The sequence below is a fragment of the Collimonas fungivorans genome (assembly GCF_001584145.1).
Lineage (GTDB): Bacteria > Pseudomonadota > Gammaproteobacteria > Burkholderiales > Burkholderiaceae_D > Collimonas > Collimonas fungivorans.
Window position 1 is genome coordinate 2,720,435 of sequence record NZ_CP013232.1, and the last position, 25,884, is coordinate 2,746,318.

Sequence of the window (25,884 nt, forward strand, 5' to 3'; positions counted from 1 at the left end):
GGTACCGACAAGGATAAAGCATGCAGGATAACGCCGCTCAACTGCCAGGCAGCAGTGCCGCTGCTATCAGCCGTTGCGGAACAGGAAGCTGTAGGCGTTCAGCGCCGGCACGCCGCCCAGGTGGGCGTACAGCACCCTGGAGCCGGGCGGGAATTCGCCCAGCCTGGTTTTTTCTATCATGCCGTGCATCGACTTGCCCTCGTAGACCGGGTCGGTCAGCATGCCTTCCATGCGCGCGCAAAGGCGGATCGCTTCCAGCGTGCCGTCGTTCGGCAAGCCATACTCGGGGCCGCCGAAGCGCGTGTCCAGCACCACATCCCGGGCCGTGATGTCGCGCTCCAGTTCGACCAGCGCGGCGGTGTTTTTTGCGATGCGCAGGATCTGCTCGAAGGTTTGCTGCGGTTTGGCCGAAGCGTCGATGCCGATCACCCGGTCGGCGCGGCCGTCCGCGGCGAACCCGACCAGCATGCCGGCTTGCGTGCTGCCGGTTACCGAACAGGTGACGATGTAGTCGAACTTGAAGCCCAGCTCAGCTTCTTGCTGCCGCACTTCTTCCGCAAAACCGACGAAGCCGAGGCCGCCGCGAGGATGTTCCGAGCAGCCGGCTGGAATCGGGAACGGCTTGCCGCCGGCCTTGCGCACGTCTTCCATGGCTTGCTCCCAGCTCTGGCGGATGCCGATGTCGAAGCCGGCGCTGTCGAGCCGTACCTCGGCGCCGAGGATGCGCGACATCTCGATATTGCCGACCCGGTCGTACACCGCATCCGAATAATTCACCCAGTTCTCCTGCACCAGCACGCACTTCAGGCCGAGGTGGGCGGCGACCGCCGCGACCTGGCGCGTCTGGTTCGACTGGATGCCGCCTATCGACACCAGCGTGTCATAGCCGCCCGCCAGCGCTTCCGGGATCAGGTACTCCAGCTTGCGGGTCTTGTTGCCGCCGAACGCCAGGCCGCTGTTGCAGTCCTCGCGTTTTGCATAGAGCTCGACCTTGCCGCCGAGGTGGGCGCTGAGACGCGGCATCGGCTGGATCGGTGTTGGCCCGAAGGTGAGTGGATAGCGGGGGAATTTCTGCAGGTTCATGGAGGTCGCTCCTGGGATTGAAGGGGATCCGTACGCCGCAGCGGCGCTGCCGGGACGAAAACCATATTAAAATCAATCACTTGAATCAGGGTTGCAAGTTTTTAAGAGAATTTGGATCTAAAATATGAAATTCTCTTTAATAGATGATTTTTATTCTGAGAAAAACAATATGAAAGCAACAAAATTGCGCACCAAGGCGTCTCCCATGGAGGCCCCCGGCGCGGTTATGGATCGTACCGACCGCGCCATTCTCAGGGCCTTGCAGCGCGATGCTTCCATCTCTAACGTGGCGCTGGCGGCCAAGGTTAACCTGAGCGCGCCGGCTTGCCTGCGGCGCGTCGAGAGGCTCAAGGAGTCGGGACTGATCAAGGGCATCGTCGCCTTGCTCAATCCGCGTGCGCTGGATGCCGGAACCATGGTGATGATCGGTGTTGTGCTGGATCGCTCGACGCCGGAATCGTTTGCCGATTTCGAGCGGGCGGCGCAGAAAGTTTCGGGTTGCCTTGAATGCCATGTAGTCACGGGAGAATTCGACTACTTCATGCTGCTGCGGACCAAGGACAACGACAGTTACAACCGGCTCCATGCGGAACAGCTGCTGTACCTGCCGGGAGTGAGGCAAATCCGCACATTCATGGTGCTCAAGCAGGTACTTTCAACTACCCAGCTGCCGCTTTAGGAAGACAGGCGGCAGCGGGTTCAAGGCTGCTTAGCAATTGCCTTTTTTTGCCTGTCCCGGAGGGCAATGGTAACGGCCGTTGCCATCGTCACGCCGGTCGTCGCCGCGGCGGTCGTCATGGCGATCGTCGCCACGGCGCCAGCCGCCGCGGTTCAGTTCCCAGCCATTGTTCCCTTGGCGCCATTCCGGACGGCTGTACTGATAGCCGCTGCGGGCTCGTTCCCAATGGCCGCCGGCCCATACATGGCGGTTGCCGTTCCAGTTCCAGTAGCCAGGCGCCCAGACATAGCCGACCTGCGGCGGCGGCACGCGCTCATAGCGCGGCGCCGGAGGAGGAGTGCCGATGGTGATGTTGACGCCGATTTGCGCCATTGCCTGGCTTGGCATAAAGGCGGTAACGCTGAGTGCTGCCAGCGCTGCCGCGCAGAGGATGCGTTTCATGTCTTCTCCCACAGTTATTGGTTGAGAAACTATATCTCTTATTTTTTCCAGGCCAAACAATGATGCATAAAATTACACTTCAACGCATCGCATTACATCCGTTACATATTGTCGAGCAAGACGATTAGCGGTGGTGCCACCCAGATGGTCTCTGGTATTTCTTCATTAATAAAATTCCATCATGCAATATTTAGATTATTATAATATTGCAATATGGAAATATATCCGAGTACTTCTCACCACTCATTCTGGAGAATATTTTGAGAAATGTAAGAAAATTATTGGGAGTACTGCCGATTTGTTGCGGAATGCTGGCGTTTTCCACCAGTGCAGCGGCGTCTGGCTCAGCTGCCGGCAGCCAGGCCCGGCTGGCGGTCAGGATCGCGCCCTGCGATAGCGCCTGGAATGGGGCAACTCCCTATGTTAGCGGTAATAAGGTCAGTTATCGCGGCATCAACTACACGGCGGCGTATTGGACCCAGGGCAACTATCCGGCAAGCAGCAGCGGTAGCGCCGACAGCGCTCAGCCATGGGTAGCCGGACCGGCTTGCCGCGTTGCCAAGGTGGCGGCGGCCGCCAGCGACCACGATGCGAATTTTTCTCCGGCCACGCTGCAGTTCCTGAAGACCAATACCGGTCTCGACGGCGAGCAGTGGGACAACATCATGAAACTGGTTAACAAGCCGGAGCAGGATTCGCTCGACTGGACCAAGTTCTACGGTTATTGCGAGCCGCTGGGCGACAGGCGCGGCTACACTATCGGCATCTTCGGCGCCACCACAGGCGGCCCGAACGACACCGGCCCCGACGGCCCGGCGCTGTTCAAGGAATACGATGCGGCCAGCGGCGCCTCCAGCCCCTCGATCGCAGGCGGCCTGACGCGCGCCGGCGTGCATGGCAGCATGCAGGGTTCGATCCTGAACATCACCGACAGCAAGACAGTCTTTTGCGGCAAGATCGGCGGACTGCAGAACAATGCGGCATGGCGCGAGGCGATGTGGCATACCTTCTATAACGTCTACATCAAATACAGCCTGCAGCAGGCGCGCCAGCGCGGCTTCAGTTCGGCGCTGACCATCGGTTCATTCGTCGATACCGCGTTGAACCAGGGCGCCGACGGCGATTCCGGTTCGCTGGAGGGCGTGCTGGCCAAATCCGGCAGCAGCACCAATGAAAAAACCTTCATGACCAGTTTCTACGCGCAGCGCACCAAGGTGGTCGACACCAACGAATACAACCAGCCGCCGAACGGCAAGAATCGCGTGAAGCAGTGGAGTTCGCTGCTGGGCATGGGTGAAACGGATCTCAAGGATGCCGATGCGGCAGTGGCCAAAGTGACTAACTGGACCCTGAAGTAAACGCAGGCAGCGGCCGGAAGATGCTTGCCGGCCGCCGCGGTCCCTGGTGGAGATCAGTGGGCTTTGCTTGCAGGTCTTTGCCGGAAGAACAGGATGCAGCCGAGGATGAAGGCAAACAGCGCCAGCGAGGCGGAATAACGGCTCAGCGCCAGGCCGCCGGCATTCAACGGCTTGTCGAGGAAATCGCCGACCACGGCGCCCAGCGGCCGGGTCAGGATGAATGCGGCCCAGAACAGCAGGGTGCGCGATATGCGCGTCCGATAGTAGGCCAGCACCAGCAGCGCCAGCAGCGCGCCGAACACCAGCGCGGCCCCGGTATAACCGAGGCCGGCGCTATCCGCGGTCCAGTCGCCCAGCGCCGTACCCAGGGTCTGGGAAAACATGATTGTCAGCCAGTAAAACATCTCGGCCTTGGGCGTGTTGACGGTATCCACCGATATCGAGCCAAGCGCGCGGTGCCAGACTGCCAGCGATGCCATCAGCAGGATAAACAGCAAGGAGCTGCCGCCCGCATAGCCGATGCCGAGCGAACGGTCGGCAAAATCCGCCAGCGTGGTTCCCACGGTGGTGGTGGCGATGATGGTGGCCCAGTAGAGCAACGGATGAAAACCCTTGGCCTTGATCTGGGCAAACACGGCAACCAGGAAGGTCGCAGCAAAAATCGCGGTGGCCACCAGGTAGCCAAGGTTCATCGACATGGAGACGGCATCGCCACCGGTTTCACCTAACGTAGTGGCGGCTATCTTGATGATCCAGAACAGCAGGGTGACCTCAGGGACTTTGCTCAAGCCGCGTTCGACGGACTGGTTCATGCGGATTTCCTTTCGATATCAGGTCTGTTGCGGGTTCTGGCGTTTCGGGACAACTGAGAGAGGCTGTGTCTATGACAGCCTCCGTAGTGACCGTTGCAGACAGTCTGGAGATCCAGACTTAGCTCAGCCATAGTGAGTGCCATCCGCCACGGATCTGCCGCCGTCACAACTCCTGCATGAATTGCGCAACGGCCTGGGCAAACGCCTGCGGCTGTTCCGTTGCGCTCAGGTGCGAAGCGTCCTTCAATACGACCAGGCTGGCTTGCGGGATTTTCTCGGCCAGTGTCTGCGCCATGGCCAGCGGCGTGCCCTGGTCCAGTTCGCCGGCAATCACCAGCGTCGGCACGGTTATCTGCGGCAGGCGCGCGGTGGTGTCCACGGTGCCGACCGCATGGCAGCAGCCGATATAGCCGGCTGGCCCGGTATTGACCAGGCGCTGGCGGAAACGCGCCACGGTGGCGTTGTGCTCGGCGCGGAAACGGTCATGGAAATAGCGCCCATGACGGCGTCGGCAATCACCTCGATGCCTTGGGCGCGTACGGTGTCGATCCGCTGCTGCCACACTTCGCGCGCCGGCGGCGGGTAGTGCGAGGTGCAGTTGGCGATGACCAGCGCGGCCACCAGCGACGGATGGCGCAGCGCCAGTTCCTGGCCGGTCATGCCGCCCATCGACAGGCCGATCCATACCACCGGGCCGGAATCGAGCTCACGCAGCAGGCGCGCCGCATCATCGGCCAGATCGGCGATGGCATACAGTCCGTCGGGGGCATCGGAGCTGCCATGGCCGCGATGGTCATAAGCAATGACGCGGCAATCGGCGGCCAGCAGATTGGCCAGGCTGTCCCACATGGTGAGGTCGCAGCCGAGGGCATGGCTGAGCACCACGGTGTGGCGCGGCGCCTTGCCGCTGCGCGGCGCGCGTACGCTGTAATGCAAGGCCGGTTTGCTCTCGGTAGCGGCTTCGCGGCCGATGCCGGGATGGATCGCTGCCGCCGGTGCTGACGGCGCCGGCGTGTAGCCGATTTGCGCGCCGATTTCGCGCAGGATCTTTTGCGCATGTGTGAAGGCGGTATTGGCGGCGGGTACGCCGGCATAGATGGCGCCCTGCATCAGCACTTCCTTCATTTCATCCGGCGTCAGGCGCGTCTCGGCATCGCCCAGCAGCGCGGCCCGCGCATGCAGCTCGAATTCTTCCCAGCGGCCCAGCGCCATGGTGATGGCCAGCACGATCACGCGCCGGGTTTTCTGTTCCAGTCCGGGACGGCCCCAGATTTCATTCCAGGCAAAGCGCGTGATCAGGTTCTGGAATTCGGCGTTGAAACCGGTGGCGTTGGCCAGCGAGCGGTCGACCCAGTCGTCGCCGAGTATCTGGCGGCGGTTCTGCATGCCGCGTTCGAAGTCATGATCGATGGGATCGTAGCTCATGGTTGGTTTACCTGTTTATTCACGGTTGGGTTTCAGGCGAATTCAAACGAAAACGGCCTGTGCCTGCAATGTGTCCATCGTAGCTTGCAATACCTGCAATTGCCGGCGCGCCAATGCTTCTGCCGGCGCCGTTGCAGCGGCCGGATCGAACAATGCGGTTAGGGCTTCGAGGTCAAGCTTGTCGTGCAAGCGCTGATCTGCCTTGACGGCATCCAGCAACACTTCGGACAGTTGCCTGCCATCGGCGAGCGCGCGCTGCGTCAACTGTTCCATCAGGCCATGCGCCTGTGGCCGGCCGATGGCGCCGGCCAGGTAAATCGATGCGGCTTCTGCGAACACCAGTCCTTGCAGCGCATCGATATTGCGCAGCATGCGTTTGGCATCGACCTGCAACCCGGCGATGGCTTCGTTCAATGCGCTGAGTGCGCCGTGGGCGCTGAGGAACAAGCCGGGCCACTCCGCCAGTTCGGCCTGCCAGTTGCCGAGGCCGCGCTCATGCTGCTGGCCCATGCTCGCCAGCAGCGCGGCCGCGCTTTGCGGAGTACGGGTGGCCGCCGCCAGGGCGATCATGGCCGATACCGGATTGCGCTTGTGCGGCATGGCCGACGAACCGCCGCGGCCATTGCCGGACGGTTCCGCCAGCTCGGCGATTTCACCTTGCGCCAGCAGGCTGAGGTCGGTGCCGATCTTGCCCAGGCTGCCGGCCAGCACCGCGACTTCCAGTCCCAGCCGTACCCATTCGTCGCGCTGGGTATGCCAGGCGGCGTCGGCCACCGACAGCCCCAGGTCGTCTGCCATGCGCTGCGCTACCAGCGGGCCTTTTGCGCCCATCACCGCCAGCGTGCCGACCGCACCGCCCAATTGCAGCTGCAGCGCGCGCTGCGCAGCCTGGCGCAGCTGCAGGCGCGCGCGCAGCAAAGGCGCGGCCCAGCCAGCCAGCTTGAAACCGAAGCTGGTGACCTGGGCCGGCTGCATCAGAGTGCGCGCCAGTATCGGCGTCGCCAGATGCTGGCCGGCCAGGCGCAGCAAGTTGTCGACCAGCGTTTGCAGGCCCTGGTCGAGCAGGCTCAGCGCTTCGCGGGTGACCAGCGCCATGGCGGTATCGATCACGTCCTGGCTGGTGCTGCCCCAGTGCACGTGGCTTGCGGATTCCTGGTTGAACAAGGCGACCGTCTTGGTCAGCTCCTTGACCAGCGGAATCGCCAGGCTGCCGGCGCGGCGGCTGGCGTGCACCAGCGCCGGGATGTCGTACAGCTGCGCATTGCAGACGCCGGCGATGGCGCGTGCCGCGCTTTCCGGGATCACGCCCTCGGCCGCCTGCGCGCGCGCCAGGGCTTCTTCAAAACGAAACATGGCCTGCACCACGGCGGTATCGTCGAATATGGCGATCATTTCCGGAGTGGTCAGGAAACTGTCAAAGATTGAAACGCTCATGGCGACTCCGTCTGATGCTCAAACATAGTCGAAGAACACGGTTTCCTGCTCGCCCTGCATCCAGATATCCCAATGATATCGGGCATCTCCTTGTTTGCGCGCAATCAAGGTGGGGCGCCTGTCCGCGGGAACCTGGCTGAGTATCTCGGATTGCGCCAGGCCGCTGTCGTCTTCCAGGAAAACCGCGCTGAACTGGTGCTTCACCAGGCCGCGTGCAAAGACGGTGGCGAACAGCACGGGTTTTCCGGAACAGGCAGGGCTGGGCAGCGATACCTCGATGCGGAAAGCGCCGTTGTCGTTGGTGGCGACGCGGCGGAAACCCGGTATCTGCTGTGCCGTTTCGGCGGCTGCCGCGTCGGGCATCCAGGCTTCGATCCAGCCGTCGCTGATTGGCACGCCGTCGCCATCGCGCAGGATGCCGCTGATGGTGATGGTTGGCGCACTGCTGTGCAGTGTGGCGCTGGCGCTTACCGCCCAGGCCCATGCTTCGTGCGGGAAAGGGCCTACGGTTTGTGAGGTGGTGATATTGGAAGCCATTTGTATTTGCTTTCAGAGACCCATGGGGGTGGCGTCGCGGCCACGCAGGACGATGTCGAATTCATAGCCCAGCATCTGGTCGTCGACGGTCTGCTCCAGGCTGAAGCGCGCAATCAGCCGCTGGCGTGCGGCCAGGTCGGGGATGCTTTGGAATATCGGGTCGTAATCGAACAGGGGATCGCTGGGGAAATACATCTGCGTCACCAGCCGCTGCGCATAGACGCTGCCGAACAGGGAGAAATGGATATGCGCCGGGCGCCAGGCCTTGTGGTGGTTGCCCCAGGGATAAGGGCCGGGCTTGATGGTGACAAAGCGGTAGCGGCCGTCGTCGTCGGTCAGCATCTTGCCGAAGCCGAAAAAATTCGGATCGAGCGGCGCATCGTGCTGGTCGCGTTTGTGCCAGTAGCGGCCGGCGGAATTGCACTGCCAGACTTCCAGCAGCGAATTGCGCACCGGCTTGCCGTCTTCATCCAGTACGCGGCCGGTGACCACGATTTTTTCGCCGAGCGGCTCGCCTTGCCCATGCCTGGTCAGGTCGGTATCGTGCGGCAGGATCAGGCTGGGCGAAGCGCTGATGTTGGCCTGGACCGGTTCGGCGGCGCGGATGCGCAGCGGCTCCCGGGTCGGGCCGCGTTTCACGGTAGAGATATAGGGCGGATAAATCAGGCTGGGGTAGACCCCGGGTTCTGCGGACTCGAATCTCACGTAGTTTTCCTTTTGTTTGGAGGGAGCGCTGCGGCCATCGTCTTGGGCAGCCAGAAAATCGGTTCTCCGCATGATTGTGCGTATATCGCGCAAAAACATGATTTTCTGTCTAAGTAATTTAAATCATAGGGGATCGGCAAGTTGGCATCAAGGTGATACGATGCTGTCGTAACCGCATAACGCCCACATTGTGCGATATGCGCCCAAATGGAGATTTCATGACTATCAAATCCTTGCCTGATGCGCGTTCGGATACAGCGCCAATTCCTTCTTCGGAAGAACCGCTCAAGCGCGACTTGATCGCCGGGCTGGAAAAAGGCTTGCTGGTGATTGAGGCTTTTGACCAGGAGCGCTCGCGCCTGACGATCAGCGAGGTGGCGCAGCGCGCCGGCCTGACGCGGGCCGCAGCCAGGCGCTACCTGATTACCTTGACGCACCTGGGTTATGTACGGCATGAACAGAAGGTGTTTTCGCTGACGCCCAAGGTGCTGCGGTTGGGACAGTCCTACCTGCATTCGGCGCGCCTGCCGCGCATCGTCCAGCCCTTGCTGTATCGCCTGGCTTATTCGCTGGAGGAGGCAGCTTCAGCCGGGGTGCTGGACCACGACGAGCTGGTGTGCGTGGCCGCCGTCAGCGCCGGCCGGCTGGTATCGGCGACGCTGCAGCCGGGCACGCGGGTGCCGGCGTTTTGCACCGCCAACGGCCGCGTCCTGCTGGCCAGCCTGCCGCAAGCGCAGATCGAATCGTTCCTGGAACGGCTGCAGCTTGAGCCGATCACCGCCCACACCATCATCAACAAGGAAAGGCTGCTGCTGGAAATTACCCGCACCCGGGCGCAGGGTTACGCGGTGGTCGACCAGGAGCTGGAACTGGGCTTGCGCACCATCGCGGTTCCGCTCAAGAATTTCCGGGGGGAGACGGTTGCGGCGGTGAATGTCAGCGTGCATGCGGCGCGCATGGCGGTGGAGGATATTGTCGAGCGCTGCTTGCCGGCGCTGCTGAAAGCGCAGGTGGAGTTGACGGCATTGCTGTAACCGCGGTCAGACCCACATCATCAAGGTATTCGCCGTAGCCTGCAATGCCGGCAGGCAGCGCGCCGTGGCTTCGGCCTTGGAAGAACTTGAGATCATCATCGACACGCTCAGGGCGCCGATCAGGGCGCCGCGGCGGCTCTTGATCGGCACCGAGATGCCGCGCAGTCCGATTTCATACTGGTTTTCGGTGACGCCGAAACCGTCTTCGCGGATCGCGATCAGTTCCTGGAACAGCTGTTCCTTGTCGACTACGGTCAGGTGGGTGTAGGCGATCAGTTCGATCCGCTCCAGGTAGGCGCGCAAGTCGGCATCCGGCATGGCCGACAGCAGGACCCGGCCGGCGGTGGAGGTGTAGGCCGGCAGCCGCGTACCGGGTTCGAAACCGGTGGTCAGCAGCCGTGGCGCATTGACGCGGCTGACGTAGACCACGTCGTCGCCTTCCAGCACCGAATAATTGGTCGACTCCTGCAGCTGCAAAGTCAGCCGCTGCAGGAAAGGCACGATAGCGCGCGGCAGCCGCGCCGAATCGAGATAGGAGCGCCCCAGGTTGAGCACCTTGGGCGTGAGCCAGAAGCTGCGGCCGTCGGTTGCCGCCAGGCCGATATGCACCAGCGTCAGCAGGTAACGGCGCGCCGCGCTGCGGCTCAGCGCGACTTTTTCTGCCAGCTCGCTTGCGGTCAGGCGCACAGTATCGTCGTTGAAGGCGGTAATCACGTCGATACCCTTGATCAGGCTGTCGATCAGGTCGCGCTTGGCGATTTCCATTTCCATCAGTTCCGGTTTCTTCATCCCAAATAACTCCAAAAATGCGCGCTAATCGCTCCATCTGGGCGATTAGCGCAGTATTGCACGTTTTTGAGGCTGTTTTTCTCGAAATGCTTTTCCTATACTTGGCCTGACTACTTCAGCCAAGGATCAGCATGACTGCGCAAGAACACAATCCGGAACCGAATAATCCGCTCGGCATAGACGGCATCGAATTCATCGAATATGCCAGCGCCCAGCCACTGGCGCTGGGCGCCTTGCTGGAGCAGATGGGATTCGTGCCGACCGCCCGCCATCGCTCGCGTGAAGTGACCCTGTACCGCCAGGGCACGATGAACGTAATCGTCAATGCCGATCCATCCTCGCTGCCGCAGGCCGACGGTGAACCGCAAGCGACAGTCATCAGCGCGATGGCATTGCGCGTGCGCGATGCCGACGCCGCCTACCGCCACGCCATCGAAATGGGCGCCTGGGCGATCCAGACCCGGGCCGGCGTGATGGAGTTGAATATTCCAGGCGTGCATGGCGTCGGCGATTCGATCCTGTATTTCGTCGACCGTTTCCGCGATTTTTCGATCTACGACGTCGACTTCAAGCCGATCCTCAATGCGCCTGCCAATCCGCCGGCGCTGGCGGGCATGCATTTCTTTGGCGTGGTGCAGACCATAGGCCGCGACCGCTCGCCGGAATGGATTGATTTTTACCAGCAGCTGATGGATTTCCGGCCGCTGCCGCAAGGCCGTTATTTTGGCGTCTTGCCGAAAGGCGTCTTGCTGGAAAGCCCTTGCCACAGCTTTTACCTGCAGTTGGTGGAGCCGCCCGAGGGCGCCGCCGGCCTGCAATGGGATGAGCAGCTGGTGCGGGTCGGCCTCGGTGCGCCGGACGTGCTGGAGGCGGTGCGGCAGCTCAAGCAGAGAGGCATCGTGTTCATCGACCGCGAACCGGCGCAGGCAAGTGAAAAGGGCGCATTGACGCAACTCTATAAAAGCGGGATCAGCTTCGAGCTGGTGGTCAGCCACCGGGATGCCAGCCGCCGGGAGCCGCAACATGCTTGAGATTTCCGGCAGCACCCGCATTTTCCCGGTGATCGGCTGGCCGGTCGAGCAAGTCAAGGCGCCGGCCCTGTTTAACGCCTACTTCAAGCGCCACGGCATCGATGCCCGCGTCATCCCGCTCAAGATCGCGCCGTCCGGCTACATCTCGGCGGTACGCATGCTGATGGCGGCAGAGAACGTCGGCGGCATCCTGGTGTCGATCCCGCACAAGCCGATGAGCGTCGATGCGGTAGACCAGCCGACGCCGCGTGCGCTGCTGGCCGGCGCCTGCAACGCCATCTATAAAAGCGCGGATGGACAACTGGTCGGCGACCTGATCGACGGAGAAGGTTTCATCCGCGCCTTCGACCGCACCTGCGGCGACACGCGCTTCGACTGGCCGCGGGCCAAGGCGCTGGTGGTCGGCAGCGGCGGCGTCGGCTGTGCGGTGGCGGCAGCGCTGGCGGCGCGCGGCGTCGGCTATATCGCGATTTACGATACGCGGCGCGAGCAGGCTGAAGCGCTGCGGCTGCGTCTGCAGAACATGTTTCCGGAAACCGAAGTGGTGATCGGCGCGCCGTCTGCCGCGGGATATGACCTGGTAGTCAATTCGACGCCGCTTGGCATGAGCCTGGACGATGCGTTGCCGCTCGACCTGGACGGCATCGCGCCGTCCAGCATCGTCGCCGACTGCGGCATGAAGATAGAAATGACCCGGCTGCTGCTGGAGGCGCAGCGCCATGGCTGCCGCATCCAGAAGGGGCGCGAGATGATGATCGAGCAGGCGCCGCTGTACCTGGAACTGTTCGGCTGGCCGGGCGTGTCGTCGGATGCGTTCCGGGTTCTGGAGGCGATATGAACCTGAGCAATTTCGGCATGGACAGCATCACCCTGGCCGGCCCGCTGGAATCGAAACTGAGCGCTTCCAAGGCTGCCGGATTTTCACAGATCATGTTGTGGGCCAAGGACCTGGCCGGCCATCCCGGCGGTCTGGAACAGGCGGTGCGGCTGGTCAAGGCCAGCGGAATCCGCGTCACCGGGATCCAGGTCATGCGCGATTTCGAAGGTTTGTCCGGCCCCTTGCATGAATACAAGCTGGATATCGCCAAGAACATGCTGCAGGTGTGCCAGGCAGTCGGCGCGCCGCTGCTGATGGTGTGCTCCAGCACTTCCAGCCATGCCAGCGGCGAACTGCCGCTGATCGCGCGCCACCTGGCCAAGCTGGCGACGCTGGCGGTGCCGCTCGGCGTGCGTGTCGGCTATGAAGCGTTGTCCTGGGGCCGCCACGTCAATCAGTATGCGCAGTCGTGGGAAGCGGTGGAACTGGCCGATCACGCCAACCTGGGCGTGGTGCTCGATTCTTTCCACATGCTCGCCAACCAGGCCGACCTCGACGGCTTGCAAGACATCCCCAGCGAAAAGATCGCACTGGTGCAGTTGTCCGATTTCATGTGGCGCGACATCCGCAGCGCGGAAGAACGGCTGGATACGGCACGCCACTTGCGCGTGTTTCCAGGCGAGGGCGCGCATTCGAAGGAATTGTCCGAACTGCTGCGACGGCTGGACCGGGGCGGTTATCGGGGCGACTACAGTTTCGAAGTGTTCAACGACGATTACCTGCAGCTGTCGCCGGATATCGTAGCCCGCCGCGCCCACCGCGCCGCCAAGTGGGTAACCGACCAGGTCCTGCGGCGCAGCCTTCAGGTGCGCCAGCCGACAGCGGGACACCCGACCATGGCTTAACCGCCGCCACATATACAAAATTAACCGCGACAACATTCGCTGCGAACAAAAAAAACAACGCAGCGTCACCAAGGAGACAGCATGACCCATCACCCGAAATCCGTCCTGGCGCCGAACCGCGCGAACCCGTACTTTCTGCATATCTCGAAAATCCATGCGCTGGCGTCCATCGCCATGCCATAGGAAACAGTTGTCCACCGGGCTCTCAGAGCCATGCAATTCATCATAAAAAAAACCAAACGGAGATGTCATGAAGAAGAAATTCGTCGCGGCCTGCAGCCTCGCCGGCTGTTCGGCGCTGGCGCACGCTGAACCAAACGTCACCCTGTACGGCGACCTCGACCAGTACCTCGGCTACATCCATAGCAGCAGCGGCAAAAGCGTCACCGGCCTGAACGACGGCGCGATCCTGCGCAGCCGGCTCGGCTTGCGCGGCGTGGAAGAGCTGGGCGGCGGCTACCAGACCCGGTTCACGCTGGAACAAGGCCTGAACGCCAACACCGGCGGCGCGGCCGACTCTAGCCGCCTGTTCGACCGCCAGGCATGGGTCGGAATGACTACGCCGGCGGGGGAGTTCCGCATCGGCCGCCAGAACACTATCGTGTTCTTCATCGGCGGCGCCATCGACTACACCGAACGCACTACCTACGGTTCGGTCATCAATACCTTCGGCGTGCCGTCACGCTACGACAACGATATCTCGTACAAATCGCCGCGCGTGGCCGGTTTTCAGTTCGATGCCCATTACGCGCTGACCGAAAGCGCGGGCGAAAGCATAGGCGCGCGCGGCGTATACCAGTTCGGGCTGGACTATAGCCAGGGGCCATACCGCGCAGGCTACGCCGGACTGTGGGCCAAGCCGGCGGCGAACGCACAGTTTTCGAAGAAAGTGGTTTATCACAACCTGTACGCCAATTACGACTATGGCAAGGGCAAGCTGTATTTCGCCTATGTACGCAGCAACAACGTCACAAGCAATGCCAGCGGCAACACCGCCGCCGCCATCCTGAATAACGTCAGCATTCCCGGCAACGCCTTTACCGGCGCCAATGCGGACGTGCAACGCATGTACAACATCTACCAGGTTTCGGCCGATTATCGCCTCAGCCCGCAATGGCGGATCGGCGCCTTGTATGGCGTGATGCAGGATACCTCGCACCGGGATTCGGGGGCGCAAGGCGGCAACTTTGGCACTTACTACGATTTATCGAAACGGACCACGCTGTACGGTTTCGCCAGCTACATGAAGAACGATGCCAACGCCGGCTTCCGTTTCAGCGGTTCAGCCGGCCCCACCGCCAACCTGGCCGGAGCCGACATCAACGGCAAGAGCCTGGCCGGTTTGCAGGCCGGCATCTTGCACCGGTTTTAAACGCATCGTTTCCACATTATCATGGAGGGAATCGTTCTCTTCGTGCAAAAAAAATACACCTATAGATCACCGAGGACGTCATGTCTACATCTACAGCAACGCAACAAATCACGGCGCCGGCCGCCGCCGCAGAACAGCAAACAGCACAGCAAACGGCAATGGCGGCAGCCACCCGTTCGCCGCGCAAGGCCGCGCTCGCCAGCTGGATCGGCAGCGCCGTCGAATACTACGATTTTTTCATCTACGGCACCGCCGCGGCGCTGGTGTTCGGCAAGATATTTTTTCCCTCGTTCGACCCGATAGCCGGCACCGTGGCGGCGTTCGCCACCTTCGGCGTCGGCTACGTGACACGGCCGATAGGGGCGGTGCTGCTGGGCCATATCGGCGACCGGCACGGGCGCAAGAAAGTACTCACGTTCACCTTGCTGCTGATGGGCATCTCTACCTTCATGGTCGGCTTGCTGCCGACCTATGGACAAGTCGGCATCAGCGCGCCGGTCATGCTGGTGGTGTTGCGCATGCTGCAAGGCGTGTCGGCGGCAGGCGAGCAAGCCGGCGCCAATTCGATGACGCTGGAGCATGCGCCGCCGCATCGGCGCGCCTTTTTCACCAGCTTTACCCTGAGCGGAACCCAGGCCGGCCTGATCCTGGCGACCCTGGTGTTCCTGCCGATCTCGGCGCTGCCGGAAGAACAGCTGTTGTCCTGGGGCTGGCGCATCCCGTTTTTCCTGAGTGCGATCGTCGTACTGGTGGGTATCTGGGTACGCCGCACCTTGCCCGAGACGCCGGCCTTCGAACAAGAGAAATCGCACAAGCAAACCAGGCTGCCGCTGGCGGTGCTGCTGCGCGAACACAAGAAAAGCCTGGCGCGCGTCATCTTTGCGGCCCAGATCTCGGTGGTGAGCACCATCTTCAGCGTGTTCACGCTGTCATATGCGGTCAACACCATGCACATCGCCCGCGCTACCATGCTGACTGTGCTGATCCTGGCGAACGTCGTCGCATTGGCCGCGATCCCGGCGTTCGCTGCCTTGTCGGACCGCATCGGCCGCAAACCGGTGTTCATCTTCGGTGCACTGGGTTCCGCCTGCCTGATCTGGCCCTACTTGTGGTGCATCAGCCAGGCCAATATCCCGTTGATTTTTGTGTTCGGCCTGTTGTTGTCCGGTGTTGTGTATAGTGCGGCGAACGGCGTCTGGCCATCCCTGTACGGCGAAATGTTCGATACCCGGGTGCGCCTGTCCGGCATGGCGATCGGCACCCAGATCGGCTTTGCCCTGGGCGGTTTTGCTCCGACCATCAGCGCGGCGATCCTGAAGCCGGGCGCTGACGGCTGGATGCCGGTGGCGGTATTCGTCAGCGCTACCGCGGTGATCGCCGCCATCTCGGCGGCTACCGCGCGCGAGACTTATCGCACGCCCATGCAAGAGCTGGGCAAAGCGTAAGCAGCACGAACCGATCATCCGGAGACGATAATGAAGATAAAAACTCATGCAACTGGAAACATCTCGGCAAGCCGCAGGGCGCGCAAAGCGGCGCTCGGCAGTTTTGTCGGTGCGGTGGTCGACTGGTATGACTTCCTGTTGTACGGCATCACAGCGGCCCTGGTGTTCAACAGCCAGTTCTTTCCCAATGCCAGTCCGACCATAGGTACGCTGGCGGCTTTCGCCACGTTCGGCGTGGGTTTCCTGTTCCGGCCGCTGGGCGGCATCGTGTTCGGACATTTCGGCGACCGGCTTGGCAGGAAACGCATGCTGGTGATTACCGTGATGATGATGGGCGTGTCGACGGCGCTGATCGGCCTGTTGCCGACATACGCCAGCATTGGCTGGTACGCGCCGCTGGCGCTGGTCGTGCTGCGCGCCTTGCAAGGTTTTGCAGTCGGCGGCGAGTGGGGCGGGGCAGCGCTGATGGCGGTCGAAAGCGCGCCGGAAGGGAAAAAGGCTTTCTACAGCAGCGGCGTGCAAGTCGGTTACGGCGTCGGCCTGGTGCTGGCAACCGGCATCGTGTCGATCCTCACCCATACGCTGAGCAACGATGCCTTCATGTCCTGGGGCTGGCGCGTCCCTTTCCTGGTCAGCATCGTGCTGGTGCTGGTGGCGGCGTGGATACGCTCGACCATGGAGGAATCCCAGGAATTCGTCGAGAAAGTCGGCGGTGAACACAAGGTGAAAGTACCGTTGCTGGCCGCCTTGCGCAACCATCCCGAGAGTTTCCTGCTGATCATTGCCTTGCGCATGGCGGAAATGTTCACGATGTACATCGTCACTGCATTTGCCCTGGCTTATTCAACCAAAAACCTTGGCATGTCGCGCGACCTGTTCCTGAACATCAGCCTGCTGGTCGGCGCCGTGAGTTGTGTGACGATCCCGGCTTTCGCGATGCTGGCCGACCGGATCGGGCTTAAGCGCGTGTATGTAACCGGCGCGGTGATCGGACTGCTGTCCGCAGTGCCGTTTTTCCTCGCCATGGAAGCCCGTTCGGTCGCCTGGATCGTGATCTTCTCCGTGCTGCTGGCCAATATTGCGCACGACATGGTGGTCAGCGTGCAGCAACCGCTGTTCACCGAATTTTTCGGCGCCGAATACCGCTACAGCGGCGCTGGCGTTGGTTACCAGTTCGCCAGCGTGGTCTGCGGCGGGTTTACGCCGTTCATCGCAACCGCCTTGCTGGGCGTTGACGGCAGCTGGCATGCCGTGGCGGCCTATCTCGCAGGCGGCTGCCTGCTGTCGGTGATAGTCTCGGCGCGCATGGAAATGGGGAGCCGCTCGGCCAGGCCGAACGCAACGACACCTTATCCACGGTCCGTGGATTCGAGACCGGCGGCCTGAAGCATGCCGGCCTCGGCAGACGGTTCATTTTCCGCCACAGTCCAATTCAAAAAAGCCGTGCGCCATTGGCAGGCCATTGACCAGGATTTCGATTTCATGCCGCCCCGGGTAATGCACGCGCGTGGTGAAATCCCGGATGCTCTGGCTGCGCTCGATGGATACGCGCTGCGCGCCCTCCAGCGTCAGCTCCTTGAGCTTGAAAACCTTGGCCGCGGTCGCGCCCGATTTTTTCACGTAATGCATCTTGTAGTCGATCACCAGGCGCTGGCTTGCCGCCGATTTTGATGCAAGATCAAACGACAGGGTCACGCGCTCGCCCAATGCAAGCTGGCGCGGCGTCACCGCGAACTTGCTGATTTTTACTTCCGGGATGCCGCCGGCGCCGATGACTGCCAGCGCCCGCACGTTGCCGGCCTTGATCAGCGAGCGCAGCGCGTGCCTGGCGATCCAGGCGCTATGGGGATGGTCGAGCGGCCAGGCGGCGAGGCGGTCCAGCACCCAGTCCGGATGCGATTTGGTGACGTCGTTCAGGTGGTTGGCGACCGATTTGCGGACATACAGGCTGGGATCCGCGCGCAGGTTTTCCAGGATGGGCGCCGCCAGTGCCGGATCGGCAAGGATGGCGTCGAGCCGGAACGACCACGGCAGGCGCGGGCGGCTACCTTCGCTGGCGAGGCGGCGCACGGCCTCGCTGTCGTCGCGTGACCAGGTTTCCATGATGGCCAGCGCTCGTTGCAGGTCGGCGCGCAGGAATTCGCGCACGGCGAATTCGGAGGAACCGAAGCCGGTGAAATACTTGAGCGCATCCATTGACCAGTCAAAATCGTCCAGGCCATGCTGGCCCACGTAATCAGGCAGGACCAGGGTGGCGAAACCGTGATCCATGCGCGGCGCCAGCGCGCGCAGGATCTTGAGCGCCTTGCGGTAATCCGCCGGCAGGGTCGCGTGCAAGGCTTCCGTCATGCGGCGCAGGCGCTGCATCAGGCTCAGGTCGTCGAGCCCGGCGAAGGCTATCTTGAGAAAACGCTTGGCGTCGAACGCCGGGCAGATCGCCGCCAGCTCAAGCGCCACGCTGCGGAAGCGGGCCTTGTCAAAGATTTCTTTTAACGCGGTGTTTTCAGTGGCTGTCATGTTCTGTTCCCAGGCCGGATCGGTTTATTGCCTCCGAAAACGACAGCATAACCGCAGCTCCTGACAGATGCTGTCAGGAGCTGCGGGCGAGCTTCGGTTTTTTAACGCCGATACCGCTCTGCCGCATGCTCTTGGGCGAAGTTGGGCAACATGGCCTGGCGCGCCGTGTTGAAGCTTTCCCATTGGCCGGCGTCGGGCAAGGACGGGATGGTTATCTGCTCGCGGCGGTCGAAACCAAGCAACGCCGCATCGACCAGTTCGCCCACCTCCATGACTCCCTGCAGCGCATTGACATCGCGTCCGGAGCGCTCCCAGATCTCGGTACGGGTCGCTGCCGGCAGCACGGCTTGCACGTACAATCCGCGCGCGCCGAGTTCGGCGTTCAGGGCTTGCGAGTAAGTCAAGACATAGGCCTTGGTCGCACCATACACACCGAGCGGGAATTCCGGCGCCAGCGCCACCACCGAAGCAATGTTCACGATTGCTCCTTCGCCCTGGGCCACGAAGCGCGGAATGACTGCGGCCGCAAGCCGCGTCACGGCGGTGATGTTGAGGCGGATCAGGCGATCCTGCAGCTCGACGTCCGCATCCAGAAACCCGCCCGGCGCCGCAGCCCCGGCGTTATTGACCAGCAGCCCGATCCGCGCATCCTCGCGCAGGCGGGCCTCGACCAGCTTCAGGTCGGAGGCATCTGTCAGGTCGGCCTTGATGATGTCGATGCTGACGCCGGTTTCCGCGCGCAGGCGCGAGGCCAGCGCCTCCATGCGCACCTGGTCGCGCGCCACCAGCACGAGGTCGTGTCCGCGGCCGGCCAGGCGCTCAGCATAAGTGGCGCCGATGCCGCCGGATGCGCCGGTGATGAGTACGGTAGTTTTAGTTTGCTTGGTCATGATGAATCCTGGTTTTGATTGTTGAAAAGAAATGTAAATGATGAAATCACTATTCATTATGTACATCATGAATACAATCATGACGGTCATCATATATAATGTCAAGCATCAAAAGGAGAAACCATGAAGATCAGCCGCGAACAGGTTGCCGAAAACCGCACGCGCATTCTTGATGCTGCTGCTCGCATGTTTCGCGAACGCGGCTTCGAAGGCGTCACCGTGGCGCAAATCATGAATGCCGCGAACCTTACACACGGCGCGTTTTACGGGCATTTCACATCCAAGGACGATTTGATCGCCCAGGCCTGCGCACATGTCTTGACGCCGCCTGCGGGCGTTCCCCATCCGGAGCGGATGGCCGATTTTGCCGCGCAATACCTGAGCGCCGCCCATCGCGACGATCCGGGATGCGCCTGCCTGTTCTCGACGCTGGGTACGGAAGCTGTACGCGCCGGCGATGAGGTACGCCAAACCATGACCGAGAGCGTCCGGCGCCAGGTTGAGAAATTCAGCCGGAGTGCGCCAGGAAAAACCGCGGAGGAGCGGCGGCGTGCTGCGGTCGGCGGCTGGTCAGCCATGATCGGGGCGCTGATGCTGGCGCGCCTGGTCGACGATACCGAGTTGTCCGATCAATTGCTGGCGGATACACTGGCGTGGCTAGAGGCAGGGAAATAAATGTTGTCATCAGGCAGTCATTGAAAGAAGCCATAATCGCCGAATTCAATTTCATCCCAAATGGCCATGCATCTCTCAGATACCCGTCGCACCTCCCGTCCAGTCCTGATCCTGACCCAGCTCGCCGCTGCCGCTGCATTGACCGCCTGCGGCGGAAGCGGCGACAGCAGCAACCTGGCCTCGGCCAAATTCCAGACCCTGGATGGCGCCGCGCCGCTGGTGATCGGGCATCGCGGGCTACCGGGGCTGTATCCGGAAGAGACGCAGCCGTCTTATGAAGCCGCGGCCGACGTCGGCGCCGATTCGCTGGAAGAAGACCTGCACCTGAGCAAGGATTGCGTGCTGGTTGCCCGCCACAATCCGTGGCTGAGCGATAACACCAACATCACCACCGTGGCCCAGACCAATGCCACCGTGGCAGCGCGCAAACGCACCGTGCCGGGCGTGCTGGTGAATGTCAGCTACTCGCTCGCCACCTACGGCGGCCCGGCGCAATACCTGAGCGACCTGACCGATCCCAACGATCCGAAATCGGTGTTGAAATCGCTGGTGGTGGACGGCGAGGACCATACCGGCGACTGGTCGATTACCGACTTCACCGTCGCCGAGCTGAAACAATGGATAGGCGGCACCACCTACGATGCGCGCGACCAGCGGCCGACAGCGCTGAACGGCAAATACCCGATCCTGACAATGCAGGAGATCATCGATATCGCCAAGGCCAAGGGCGCCGCCAGCGGCCGCACGATTTCGATCTATCCGGAATCCAAGAACCCCTACTGGAACAATGCGCAAGCCATCGCCAACGGCTGCGGCAGCGGCAAGCACCCGTTCGAAGATGCGATCATCAAGCTCATCAAGGACAACAACCTGAACAGCAAGACTGCGCCGATCTATGTGCAGAGCTTCGATCCGGCCAGCCTGAAGTACATGCGCTCCGCCGGCCTGAATACGAAGATGGTGCAGCTGGTCGACGGCAACGATGTCAACTACAAGACCGGCGAAATGATTTACCAGACCAACGATGTCTATAATTTCGTCGACGGCCGGCCATATAGCTGGACGCTGGCCGGCGACGGCCGTTATTTCGGCGCCATGCTGACGCCGGCCGGGCTGGCCGAAATCAAGACCTATGCCGACGGCATCGGGCCCTGGAAACCGCAGGTGATGGCGCATACCATCGTGCCATTCAAAGCCACCAACGCCGACGGCACGCCGTACACCGGCTCGCTGGCCGACGTCAACACGGTCACGCCCACCAGCCTGATCGCCGATGCGCACAAGGCTGGCCTGTTCGTGCACTCCTATACTTTCCGCAACGAGCAGAAATACCTGGCCGGCATCTACAAGGGCGATCCGAGCGCGGAGTTCCTGACTTACTTCCGCGCCGGGATCGATGGCGTGTTCACCGATTTCGCCAACACCGGGGTGGCTGCGCGCACTGCCTTTATCAAGGAATCCAGGCAATAAGGCGGCAGCAGCGGCGGCAGCAGCGGCGGCTTCAGGCGTAGCTCAGCCTGGGCTGGAAATCGCCGCGGCCTTCCGGCATGACGTCGAACAGGTTCCACATCGGATCCAGCATGTCGTTGTGGCGGTAGTCCTGGCCGGGCTCGGACGGTACGTAAAGCATCTCCGAGCCCCAGGTATGGCGGATCAGACCGTCGCTGCGGTGGAATACGTTGAGCATCGGCATGTCCCATTCTTCACCATCCTTGAAGTCCTGCTGCCTGCGCATCTGCGGGCTGAGGGCGCTGGAATCGCCGAAGTAGTCGCTGTCGTAGCCGTTGCCGTCGGTGGACAGCAGGTGCAGCCCGCGCCAGCCGCGTTCCTTGGCGAAAGCGAGGAGATCCGCCAACGGCCGCTTGGCGACCACCACGAAGTTGAGACGCTGGTCGATGTGCCGTACCTGGCCATCGATGCCGTCGAGGAAATGGGTGCAGCCGGGGCAGGGCCGCTTGCGCTCCGGGCCGTACATGAAACTGTAGATCGCCAGCGTATCCTTGCCGGACGCGAACAGTTCCGAAACATGCACCGGACCGTCGACGCCGACAAAACGATAATCCTGTTTCAATTCGCCGCCTGGAGGCAGGGCACGGCGCCGGGCGGCGACGCTCTCGATCTGGCGCCGCAGCGCCATCTCCTCGGCTAGCAGGGCGGCGCGGGCGCTACGGTAATCGGCGCTCTCGCCGGGAAAACGAAGTTGCTGCAGTTCAGGTCTGGTCGACATGACAAGCTCCTTTGTCTGGCGTTCAAGCGATCAGTATATGTCCAGGCCGGATGCCGTTACAAGCCGGATACATATGGCACTTGTCACCTGATTGCAAGTTTGCTGTTTATCCATTTGTGCCTATCTTTTAAGAGTGGATCGCCACTAGCAACTTGGACACTTTCCAACCTATAACTTAGGTCGGCAGGAGAGCGATGAGGCACAATGTTGATCTAAGTAAATATTTCTTGAAATCATCATTCTGATGGTCTAGCTTGGTATTGCCTCTTCGCATTTCAAGCGCGTAATTCACGCGTCGTCATCGTTCTGATTCAACCAGGTCCCGTCGTCCCTTGATATGTCGCTTGGGAGGGAGAATCTTTTTCGTTAATTAAATTAGAGGAGCACGAACATGCTTCATCAAGCAAAGAAATGTTTCTATTCCGCGTTGCTTGCTGTATCGGCTTGTTATGGCATGTCGTCAACAGCCCATGCGGCGCTGGTCGACGAGGGTACAGGAGCGGGCTTGCAATGTTCTGGAAACAGTGTGGACGATAGCGGCCGGGAAGTAGGTTCCTGCACTAACGCCGTGGGAGTTAGCGTAGCTTTTTTCGCCGCCACGCCAGGAGTAGAACTGGCGCTGTCGCCATTGGTGGCCGGGCGCAACTGTTCTGCCGATAAAATTACAAACAACGGCACGATTATTGGCTCCTGCCAAAATGCCAATGCAGCATCTCAAGCTGTCATATGGTCGGCCTCGAGCCCGGGTAGTTCAGCCCTTGTATTGCCGCCAGCATTAGGAGGGGTCACGACGACTGCAACCGCCATCAACCAGCAGGGAATTCCCGTCGGTCTGAGTGCAGACGCCACTAGTACCGCCGTGCCGGTGATCTGGCTGACCAATACTTCTGCGACGGTTTTGTCGGTAGGGTTGCTCGGCTTGGCTACAACCAACTGCAGTCCAGCCGATGTGAGCGATACGGGTGGCAGCGGTAATCCTGTTGTAGTCGGCAACTGTCCGAATAACCAAGGCACTATCACGCCGGTGAAGTGGACCTCAGGACTGCTTGGGTACTCAGCCTCGGCGTTATCTTTGCCGTCTGGCGCGATCGCCTGTGGCGTCAGTGAAGTCAACATGGCGGGGCAAGCAATGGGCAATTGCAATTTCGCCGCTGCCTCTGATCCTAAGGTGGTTCGCTGGTCGGCATCAGGCGTTCCGCAGGTATTGACCAGCGTAGCAGGAACCGTTGCGCGCAGCGCTGGCATAAGCATGAATGCAAGCGGTCAAATTACAGGGAATTACCTGACCACAGGAGCGTTCGCGTTGCCCTTTTTCTGGGATCCTGCGACTGGCAACAATGCGATTGCCATTGCGCCTCTGTCTGGCGGCGCCCGAGCCAGCGCTTCCGGCCTTGGCGACAACAGCACTGTGGCTGGCACCAGTGAAATCGCTAATGGCAATAGTCATCCATTCGTTTGGACCGCGGCCGGCGGGACCTTGGACCAAGGTACTTTGGGCGGAGCCAATGCCGGCATCGGCAGCATCTCGAAAAGCGGCTGTTATGTCGCCGGCAGTAGTGAAATAACCGGGGAAGCAATGCATGCGTTCGAGGAACAGCTATGCGTCCCTGTCTCGATAGCTGCAAAGCTCAGATAGCCCGTACATTTTGTGAAATGAAAATCTTTATCCTAAAACCAGGAGAAATCATGTTTTTCGACAAACGAAATTTTATGGCTGTCTTATTGCTGGCGTGCTCCTTATTGGCTCAAGCCAGTCCTCTTTTGGAAACATATAAGCAAGGAAATTGGCAAGAAGATTTTAAATTAGCCATGGAGAAGCTAAAGGGTAAAACCGGCACACATAAAATCGGGAGTACTGCGAGTCCGACGGTCGATATGGCGAAACTGAAACCCGATGACTACTATAATAAGAATCTTCAAAACATGGTTCTTTTTCAAAGCGACTGGGAATTGAGGAAGTGATGATGCTATTTTCCCGGAATGCGTGACATGGTGTCTGTATTCGAATGCTAGGGATTCTCGATGTGCGGGAGTACTGGGGTAAATCGAGAGCAATTCCCGGTTTATTTTATGAAAATCGCCAGTGGTAAATTAGTGGCGGCCATAAATAATATTTGCATTTGCACGCCTTGATAGGTGGCTGACAGCGGCGGTAGAGTCATTGGATTGGATCAAGCCCAGGCAACCGACAGCAGCATCACCGCGCCCACTTCCAGCAGGTCGCCGAGGCCGTGCGCGATCATCGGCGCCAGCAGGCTGCGCGAACGTTCCATCAGCCAGACGTAGGTGAGGCCGAAGAGGAAGGCGTAGAGCTGCTGGGCGATCGCCTGGTACAGCGGGTCCTGGAAAAAACTGCCGTAATGGGCTGCGCCGAACAGCAGGCTCACGATCACGCCTGACACCGGGATCTCGAACTGGGCCAGGCGCACTCGTCCAGGCACCAGCACGGTCAGCATGCCGACCAGCACGCCGCGGAAGATGATCTCTTCGTTGGGGCCGGCGACGAACATCACCGCCAGCCAGCCGGGGATGCCGAGCGCGGTCATCTCGTAGCCGCCTTGGGGCGCAGTGCGGCTGAGCAGCTGCGGCCAATAGTCGGCCACCAGCATCAGCAGCGCCATGCCGATGCCTATCAGCACCGCCAGCCCGGCATAACTGCGCTGCGGCGGCCAGCGCAGATAGGGATCGGCCTGAGGCAGGCAGCGGCGCATGACCAGGACCGCCATCAGTCCGACCGCAATCTGGAACAGCTCGGCCAGGCCGACAAAAGCCCAGACCTGATGGTGGAACCAGCCGGCCTGGTGCTTGAACAGCCAGCGCGCGGCTTCGCGCGCTGGCCACAGCATGAGTTGCATCAGGATCGCGGCGAGCAGGATCGGCCACAGGCGGAACTTGAATCCGGTAATTTCAAAAAGCGGGCGGCTGGGGGCGAGGGCGGTGGTATCGGTCATGGATTGACGATATCAGGGAGCGGCCGCGGCGGTCTTGAACGAATGTTTCAGTGTGCTGCGCCAGGCGCCGGGCGAGCGGCCGGTGAAGGCCTTGACGTCGCGGTTCATGTGCGCCTGGTCGGCGTAGCCGGCGGCAGCGGCAATTTCGGCCAGGCTGGCGTCGCCATCCATGAACATGCGCCAGGCCAGGCGGGCGCGGGCTTCGATGCGGTAGCGTGTCGGACTGACGCCGTAGACGGAGCGGAACCAGCGGAACGCCGTCACCCGCGACACGCCGTTTTCCAGCGACCACAGCTGTACGCCCGCAGGATCGGAAGCGGTCAGCGCTTCCGCCAGCAGGTCCGGCGCTTCGCTCAGTTTGCCCTGGCTCTGGCGCCAGCCGTGCGTGAGCGCTGCCGCGGCCTCCAGCGAATCGCGCCCGGCCAGGCGGATTACCAGGTCGGGATCGGCGACCTGGCCGCATGCCGACTCAGCCACGGCCATGGTTACCGGCAAGTTCAGGACCCTCGCGCCGCGCGGGATGGCGCGGTTCCAATGGGCCGAAAAGGGCGCGTGCAGCAGCACGTCGCCGGCCCGCACATGCCAGCGCCCGCGTTCGCCGGCTTCCTGGTAGTCGCCGTCGAGCACGATGGTGGCGTAAGCTTGCGCATGGATGTGGCGCGGAATAACCGTTCCGGGTTCGAGGATGCAGCTGGGCGTCTGTTGAAAGCTGGGCATGCGGGTTAAGGGCGGGTGATTATCTGTTGCATATTGCGGC

The 25,884-nt window shown here is 61.3% G+C and carries 27 protein-coding genes; 13 read left to right on the forward strand and 14 right to left on the reverse strand.

The window, feature by feature from the left end:
• Positions 1-66 precede the first annotated feature (66 nt).
• On the reverse strand, positions 67-1,083 hold the full coding sequence (locus CFter6_RS11775) for a 1-aminocyclopropane-1-carboxylate deaminase (protein WP_061540079.1): 1,017 nt from the start codon (positions 1,081-1,083) through the stop codon (positions 67-69).
• Positions 1,084-1,252: 169 nt separating this feature from the next.
• Between CFter6_RS11775 and CFter6_RS11780 the strand changes: the two genes are divergently transcribed.
• Positions 1,253-1,762 carry an Lrp/AsnC family transcriptional regulator gene (locus CFter6_RS11780; protein WP_061542331.1) on the forward strand — a complete coding sequence of 170 codons (510 nt, stop codon included), beginning with the start codon at positions 1,253-1,255 and terminating at the stop codon, positions 1,760-1,762.
• 30 nt (positions 1,763-1,792) lie between these two features.
• On the opposite strand, the gene CFter6_RS11785 is transcribed toward CFter6_RS11780, so the two are convergent.
• Positions 1,793-2,203, reverse strand: coding sequence for a YXWGXW repeat-containing protein (locus tag CFter6_RS11785; RefSeq protein ID WP_061540080.1), 411 nt, complete (start codon positions 2,201-2,203; stop codon positions 1,793-1,795).
• Between the two features lie 260 nt (positions 2,204-2,463).
• Between CFter6_RS11785 and CFter6_RS11790 the strand changes: the two genes are divergently transcribed.
• Entirely contained in the window at positions 2,464-3,561 is a 1,098-nt protein-coding gene (locus tag CFter6_RS11790; protein ID WP_236904652.1) for a chitosanase, read from the forward strand.
• Between the two features lie 53 nt (positions 3,562-3,614).
• On the opposite strand, the gene CFter6_RS11795 is transcribed toward CFter6_RS11790, so the two are convergent.
• The 6 genes from CFter6_RS11795 to pcaH form a co-directional block, all read right to left on the reverse strand.
• A complete protein-coding gene (locus CFter6_RS11795) occupies positions 3,615-4,373 on the reverse strand; it encodes a COG4705 family protein (protein WP_061540082.1) in 759 nt (252 codons plus the stop codon).
• Between the two features lie 163 nt (positions 4,374-4,536).
• Positions 4,537-4,827, reverse strand: a complete 291-nt coding sequence (locus tag CFter6_RS26640) for an alpha/beta fold hydrolase (protein WP_417924796.1) — start codon at positions 4,825-4,827, stop codon at positions 4,537-4,539.
• Positions 4,722-5,798, reverse strand: coding sequence for a bifunctional 4-carboxymuconolactone decarboxylase/3-oxoadipate enol-lactonase PcaCD (gene pcaCD / locus CFter6_RS11800; RefSeq protein WP_417924797.1), 1,077 nt, complete (start codon positions 5,796-5,798; stop codon positions 4,722-4,724). Before pcaCD ends, CFter6_RS26640 begins: the two co-directional genes overlap by 106 nt.
• A gap of 42 nt (positions 5,799-5,840) precedes the next feature.
• On the reverse strand, positions 5,841-7,232 hold the full coding sequence (gene pcaB, locus CFter6_RS11805; protein ID WP_061540083.1) for a 3-carboxy-cis,cis-muconate cycloisomerase: 1,392 nt from the start codon (positions 7,230-7,232) through the stop codon (positions 5,841-5,843).
• Between the two features lie 18 nt (positions 7,233-7,250).
• Positions 7,251-7,769 carry a peptidase associated/transthyretin-like domain-containing protein gene (locus tag CFter6_RS11810; RefSeq protein WP_061540084.1) on the reverse strand — a complete coding sequence of 173 codons (519 nt, stop codon included), beginning with the start codon at positions 7,767-7,769 and terminating at the stop codon, positions 7,251-7,253.
• 12 nt (positions 7,770-7,781) lie between these two features.
• Positions 7,782-8,474, reverse strand: a complete 693-nt coding sequence (gene pcaH, locus CFter6_RS11815) for a protocatechuate 3,4-dioxygenase subunit beta (RefSeq protein WP_061542332.1) — start codon at positions 8,472-8,474, stop codon at positions 7,782-7,784.
• Positions 8,475-8,692: 218 nt separating this feature from the next.
• On the opposite strand from pcaH, the gene CFter6_RS11820 reads away from it, so the two are divergent.
• A complete protein-coding gene (locus CFter6_RS11820) occupies positions 8,693-9,508 on the forward strand; it encodes an IclR family transcriptional regulator domain-containing protein (RefSeq protein WP_417924798.1) in 816 nt (271 codons plus the stop codon).
• Positions 9,509-9,514: 6 nt separating this feature from the next.
• On the opposite strand, the gene CFter6_RS11825 is transcribed toward CFter6_RS11820, so the two are convergent.
• Positions 9,515-10,297: an IclR family transcriptional regulator domain-containing protein gene (locus CFter6_RS11825; RefSeq protein WP_061540085.1), complete on the reverse strand. Its 783-nt coding sequence runs from the start codon at positions 10,295-10,297 to the stop codon at positions 9,515-9,517.
• A 131-nt stretch (positions 10,298-10,428) separates the two neighbouring features.
• On the opposite strand from CFter6_RS11825, the gene CFter6_RS11830 reads away from it, so the two are divergent.
• The 6 genes from CFter6_RS11830 (at position 10,429) to shiA (ending at position 17,253) form a co-directional block, all read left to right on the forward strand.
• Positions 10,429-11,328 (forward strand): 4-hydroxyphenylpyruvate dioxygenase, encoded by a 900-nt coding sequence (locus CFter6_RS11830; RefSeq protein WP_061540086.1) that lies wholly within the window; start codon positions 10,429-10,431, stop codon positions 11,326-11,328.
• Positions 11,321-12,166 carry a shikimate dehydrogenase family protein gene (locus CFter6_RS11835; protein ID WP_061542334.1) on the forward strand — a complete coding sequence of 282 codons (846 nt, stop codon included), beginning with the start codon at positions 11,321-11,323 and terminating at the stop codon, positions 12,164-12,166. The genes CFter6_RS11830 and CFter6_RS11835 overlap by 8 nt, the downstream gene beginning before the upstream one ends.
• The gene (locus CFter6_RS11840) at positions 12,163-13,050 is read left to right on the forward strand and encodes a sugar phosphate isomerase/epimerase family protein (protein ID WP_061540087.1); all 888 of its coding nucleotides are present in this window, start codon (positions 12,163-12,165) and stop codon (positions 13,048-13,050) included. Before CFter6_RS11835 ends, CFter6_RS11840 begins: the two co-directional genes overlap by 4 nt.
• A 250-nt stretch (positions 13,051-13,300) precedes the next feature.
• Positions 13,301-14,422, forward strand: coding sequence for a porin (locus CFter6_RS11845; RefSeq protein ID WP_061540088.1), 1,122 nt, complete (start codon positions 13,301-13,303; stop codon positions 14,420-14,422).
• An 80-nt stretch (positions 14,423-14,502) separates the two neighbouring features.
• Positions 14,503-15,867 carry an MFS transporter gene (locus CFter6_RS11850; protein ID WP_082814719.1) on the forward strand — a complete coding sequence of 455 codons (1,365 nt, stop codon included), beginning with the start codon at positions 14,503-14,505 and terminating at the stop codon, positions 15,865-15,867.
• A gap of 30 nt (positions 15,868-15,897) precedes the next feature.
• Positions 15,898-17,253, forward strand: coding sequence for a shikimate transporter (shiA, locus tag CFter6_RS11855; RefSeq protein WP_061540090.1), 1,356 nt, complete (start codon positions 15,898-15,900; stop codon positions 17,251-17,253).
• A gap of 24 nt (positions 17,254-17,277) precedes the next feature.
• On the opposite strand, the gene CFter6_RS11860 is transcribed toward shiA, so the two are convergent.
• Both CFter6_RS11860 and CFter6_RS11865 read right to left on the reverse strand, forming a co-directional pair.
• On the reverse strand, positions 17,278-18,384 hold the full coding sequence (locus CFter6_RS11860; RefSeq protein WP_061540091.1) for a DNA alkylation repair protein: 1,107 nt from the start codon (positions 18,382-18,384) through the stop codon (positions 17,278-17,280).
• Positions 18,385-18,485: 101 nt separating this feature from the next.
• On the reverse strand, positions 18,486-19,274 hold the full coding sequence (locus tag CFter6_RS11865; protein ID WP_150118717.1) for an SDR family NAD(P)-dependent oxidoreductase: 789 nt from the start codon (positions 19,272-19,274) through the stop codon (positions 18,486-18,488).
• A gap of 123 nt (positions 19,275-19,397) precedes the next feature.
• On the opposite strand from CFter6_RS11865, the gene CFter6_RS11870 reads away from it, so the two are divergent.
• Together CFter6_RS11870 and CFter6_RS11875 are read left to right on the forward strand one after the other, a co-directional pair.
• Positions 19,398-19,949 carry a TetR/AcrR family transcriptional regulator gene (locus CFter6_RS11870; protein WP_061540092.1) on the forward strand — a complete coding sequence of 184 codons (552 nt, stop codon included), beginning with the start codon at positions 19,398-19,400 and terminating at the stop codon, positions 19,947-19,949.
• A gap of 66 nt (positions 19,950-20,015) precedes the next feature.
• Complete coding sequence (locus CFter6_RS11875) at positions 20,016-21,419, forward strand: glycerophosphodiester phosphodiesterase family protein (RefSeq protein WP_417924799.1); 1,404 nt, start codon at positions 20,016-20,018, stop codon at positions 21,417-21,419.
• Positions 21,420-21,450: 31 nt separating this feature from the next.
• On the opposite strand, the gene CFter6_RS11880 is transcribed toward CFter6_RS11875, so the two are convergent.
• Complete coding sequence (locus tag CFter6_RS11880) at positions 21,451-22,176, reverse strand: DUF899 family protein (RefSeq protein ID WP_061540094.1); 726 nt, start codon at positions 22,174-22,176, stop codon at positions 21,451-21,453.
• A gap of 391 nt (positions 22,177-22,567) precedes the next feature.
• Here CFter6_RS11880 and CFter6_RS25595 point away from each other — a divergent pair, with 391 nt between their 5' ends.
• Together CFter6_RS25595 and CFter6_RS11895 are read left to right on the forward strand one after the other, a co-directional pair.
• Positions 22,568-23,812 carry an HAF repeat-containing protein gene (locus CFter6_RS25595; protein ID WP_150118718.1) on the forward strand — a complete coding sequence of 415 codons (1,245 nt, stop codon included), beginning with the start codon at positions 22,568-22,570 and terminating at the stop codon, positions 23,810-23,812.
• A gap of 50 nt (positions 23,813-23,862) precedes the next feature.
• Complete coding sequence (locus tag CFter6_RS11895) at positions 23,863-24,138, forward strand: hypothetical protein (protein WP_150118719.1); 276 nt, start codon at positions 23,863-23,865, stop codon at positions 24,136-24,138.
• A gap of 209 nt (positions 24,139-24,347) precedes the next feature.
• Here the strand turns inward: CFter6_RS11895 and CFter6_RS11900 are convergent, their stop codons facing one another.
• Positions 24,348-25,127, reverse strand: coding sequence for a CPBP family intramembrane glutamic endopeptidase (locus tag CFter6_RS11900; protein ID WP_061540098.1), 780 nt, complete (start codon positions 25,125-25,127; stop codon positions 24,348-24,350).
• Between the two features lie 12 nt (positions 25,128-25,139).
• Positions 25,140-25,844 (reverse strand): helix-turn-helix domain-containing protein, encoded by a 705-nt coding sequence (locus CFter6_RS11905; RefSeq protein ID WP_150118720.1) that lies wholly within the window; start codon positions 25,842-25,844, stop codon positions 25,140-25,142.
• Positions 25,845-25,884: the final 40 nt, after the last annotated feature.

Bases quoted from the DNA above. Each gene is read 5' to 3' on its own strand.
- CFter6_RS11860 (WP_061540091.1), bottom strand. From the start codon at position 18,384: ATGACAGCCACTGAAAACACCGCGTTAAAAGAAATCTTTGACAAGGCC.
- CFter6_RS11900 (WP_061540098.1), bottom strand. From the start codon at position 25,127: ATGACCGATACCACCGCCCTCGCCCCCAGCCGCCCGCTTTTTGAAATT.
- CFter6_RS11810 (WP_061540084.1), bottom strand. From the start codon at position 7,769: ATGGCTTCCAATATCACCACCTCACAAACCGTAGGCCCTTTCCCGCAC.
- CFter6_RS11825 (WP_061540085.1), bottom strand. From the start codon at position 10,297: ATGAAGAAACCGGAACTGATGGAAATGGAAATCGCCAAGCGCGACCTG.
- CFter6_RS11780 (WP_061542331.1), top strand. From the start codon at position 1,253: ATGAAAGCAACAAAATTGCGCACCAAGGCGTCTCCCATGGAGGCCCCC.
- CFter6_RS11850 (WP_082814719.1), top strand. From the start codon at position 14,503: ATGTCTACATCTACAGCAACGCAACAAATCACGGCGCCGGCCGCCGCC.
- CFter6_RS11905 (WP_150118720.1), bottom strand. From the start codon at position 25,844: ATGCCCAGCTTTCAACAGACGCCCAGCTGCATCCTCGAACCCGGAACG.
- CFter6_RS11785 (WP_061540080.1), bottom strand. From the start codon at position 2,203: ATGAAACGCATCCTCTGCGCGGCAGCGCTGGCAGCACTCAGCGTTACC.
- shiA (WP_061540090.1), top strand. From the start codon at position 15,898: ATGAAGATAAAAACTCATGCAACTGGAAACATCTCGGCAAGCCGCAGG.
- CFter6_RS11775 (WP_061540079.1), bottom strand. From the start codon at position 1,083: ATGAACCTGCAGAAATTCCCCCGCTATCCACTCACCTTCGGGCCAACA.
- CFter6_RS11835 (WP_061542334.1), top strand. From the start codon at position 11,321: ATGCTTGAGATTTCCGGCAGCACCCGCATTTTCCCGGTGATCGGCTGG.
- pcaCD (WP_417924797.1), bottom strand. From the start codon at position 5,798: ATGAGCTACGATCCCATCGATCATGACTTCGAACGCGGCATGCAGAAC.
- CFter6_RS11865 (WP_150118717.1), bottom strand. From the start codon at position 19,274: ATGACCAAGCAAACTAAAACTACCGTACTCATCACCGGCGCATCCGGC.
- CFter6_RS11880 (WP_061540094.1), bottom strand. From the start codon at position 22,176: ATGTCGACCAGACCTGAACTGCAGCAACTTCGTTTTCCCGGCGAGAGC.
- pcaB (WP_061540083.1), bottom strand. From the start codon at position 7,232: ATGAGCGTTTCAATCTTTGACAGTTTCCTGACCACTCCGGAAATGATC.
- CFter6_RS11830 (WP_061540086.1), top strand. From the start codon at position 10,429: ATGACTGCGCAAGAACACAATCCGGAACCGAATAATCCGCTCGGCATA.
- CFter6_RS25595 (WP_150118718.1), top strand. From the start codon at position 22,568: ATGCTTCATCAAGCAAAGAAATGTTTCTATTCCGCGTTGCTTGCTGTA.
- CFter6_RS11820 (WP_417924798.1), top strand. From the start codon at position 8,693: ATGACTATCAAATCCTTGCCTGATGCGCGTTCGGATACAGCGCCAATT.
- CFter6_RS11870 (WP_061540092.1), top strand. From the start codon at position 19,398: ATGAAGATCAGCCGCGAACAGGTTGCCGAAAACCGCACGCGCATTCTT.
- CFter6_RS11840 (WP_061540087.1), top strand. From the start codon at position 12,163: ATGAACCTGAGCAATTTCGGCATGGACAGCATCACCCTGGCCGGCCCG.
- CFter6_RS11875 (WP_417924799.1), top strand. From the start codon at position 20,016: ATGCATCTCTCAGATACCCGTCGCACCTCCCGTCCAGTCCTGATCCTG.
- CFter6_RS11795 (WP_061540082.1), bottom strand. From the start codon at position 4,373: ATGAACCAGTCCGTCGAACGCGGCTTGAGCAAAGTCCCTGAGGTCACC.
- CFter6_RS11845 (WP_061540088.1), top strand. From the start codon at position 13,301: ATGAAGAAGAAATTCGTCGCGGCCTGCAGCCTCGCCGGCTGTTCGGCG.
- CFter6_RS11895 (WP_150118719.1), top strand. From the start codon at position 23,863: ATGTTTTTCGACAAACGAAATTTTATGGCTGTCTTATTGCTGGCGTGC.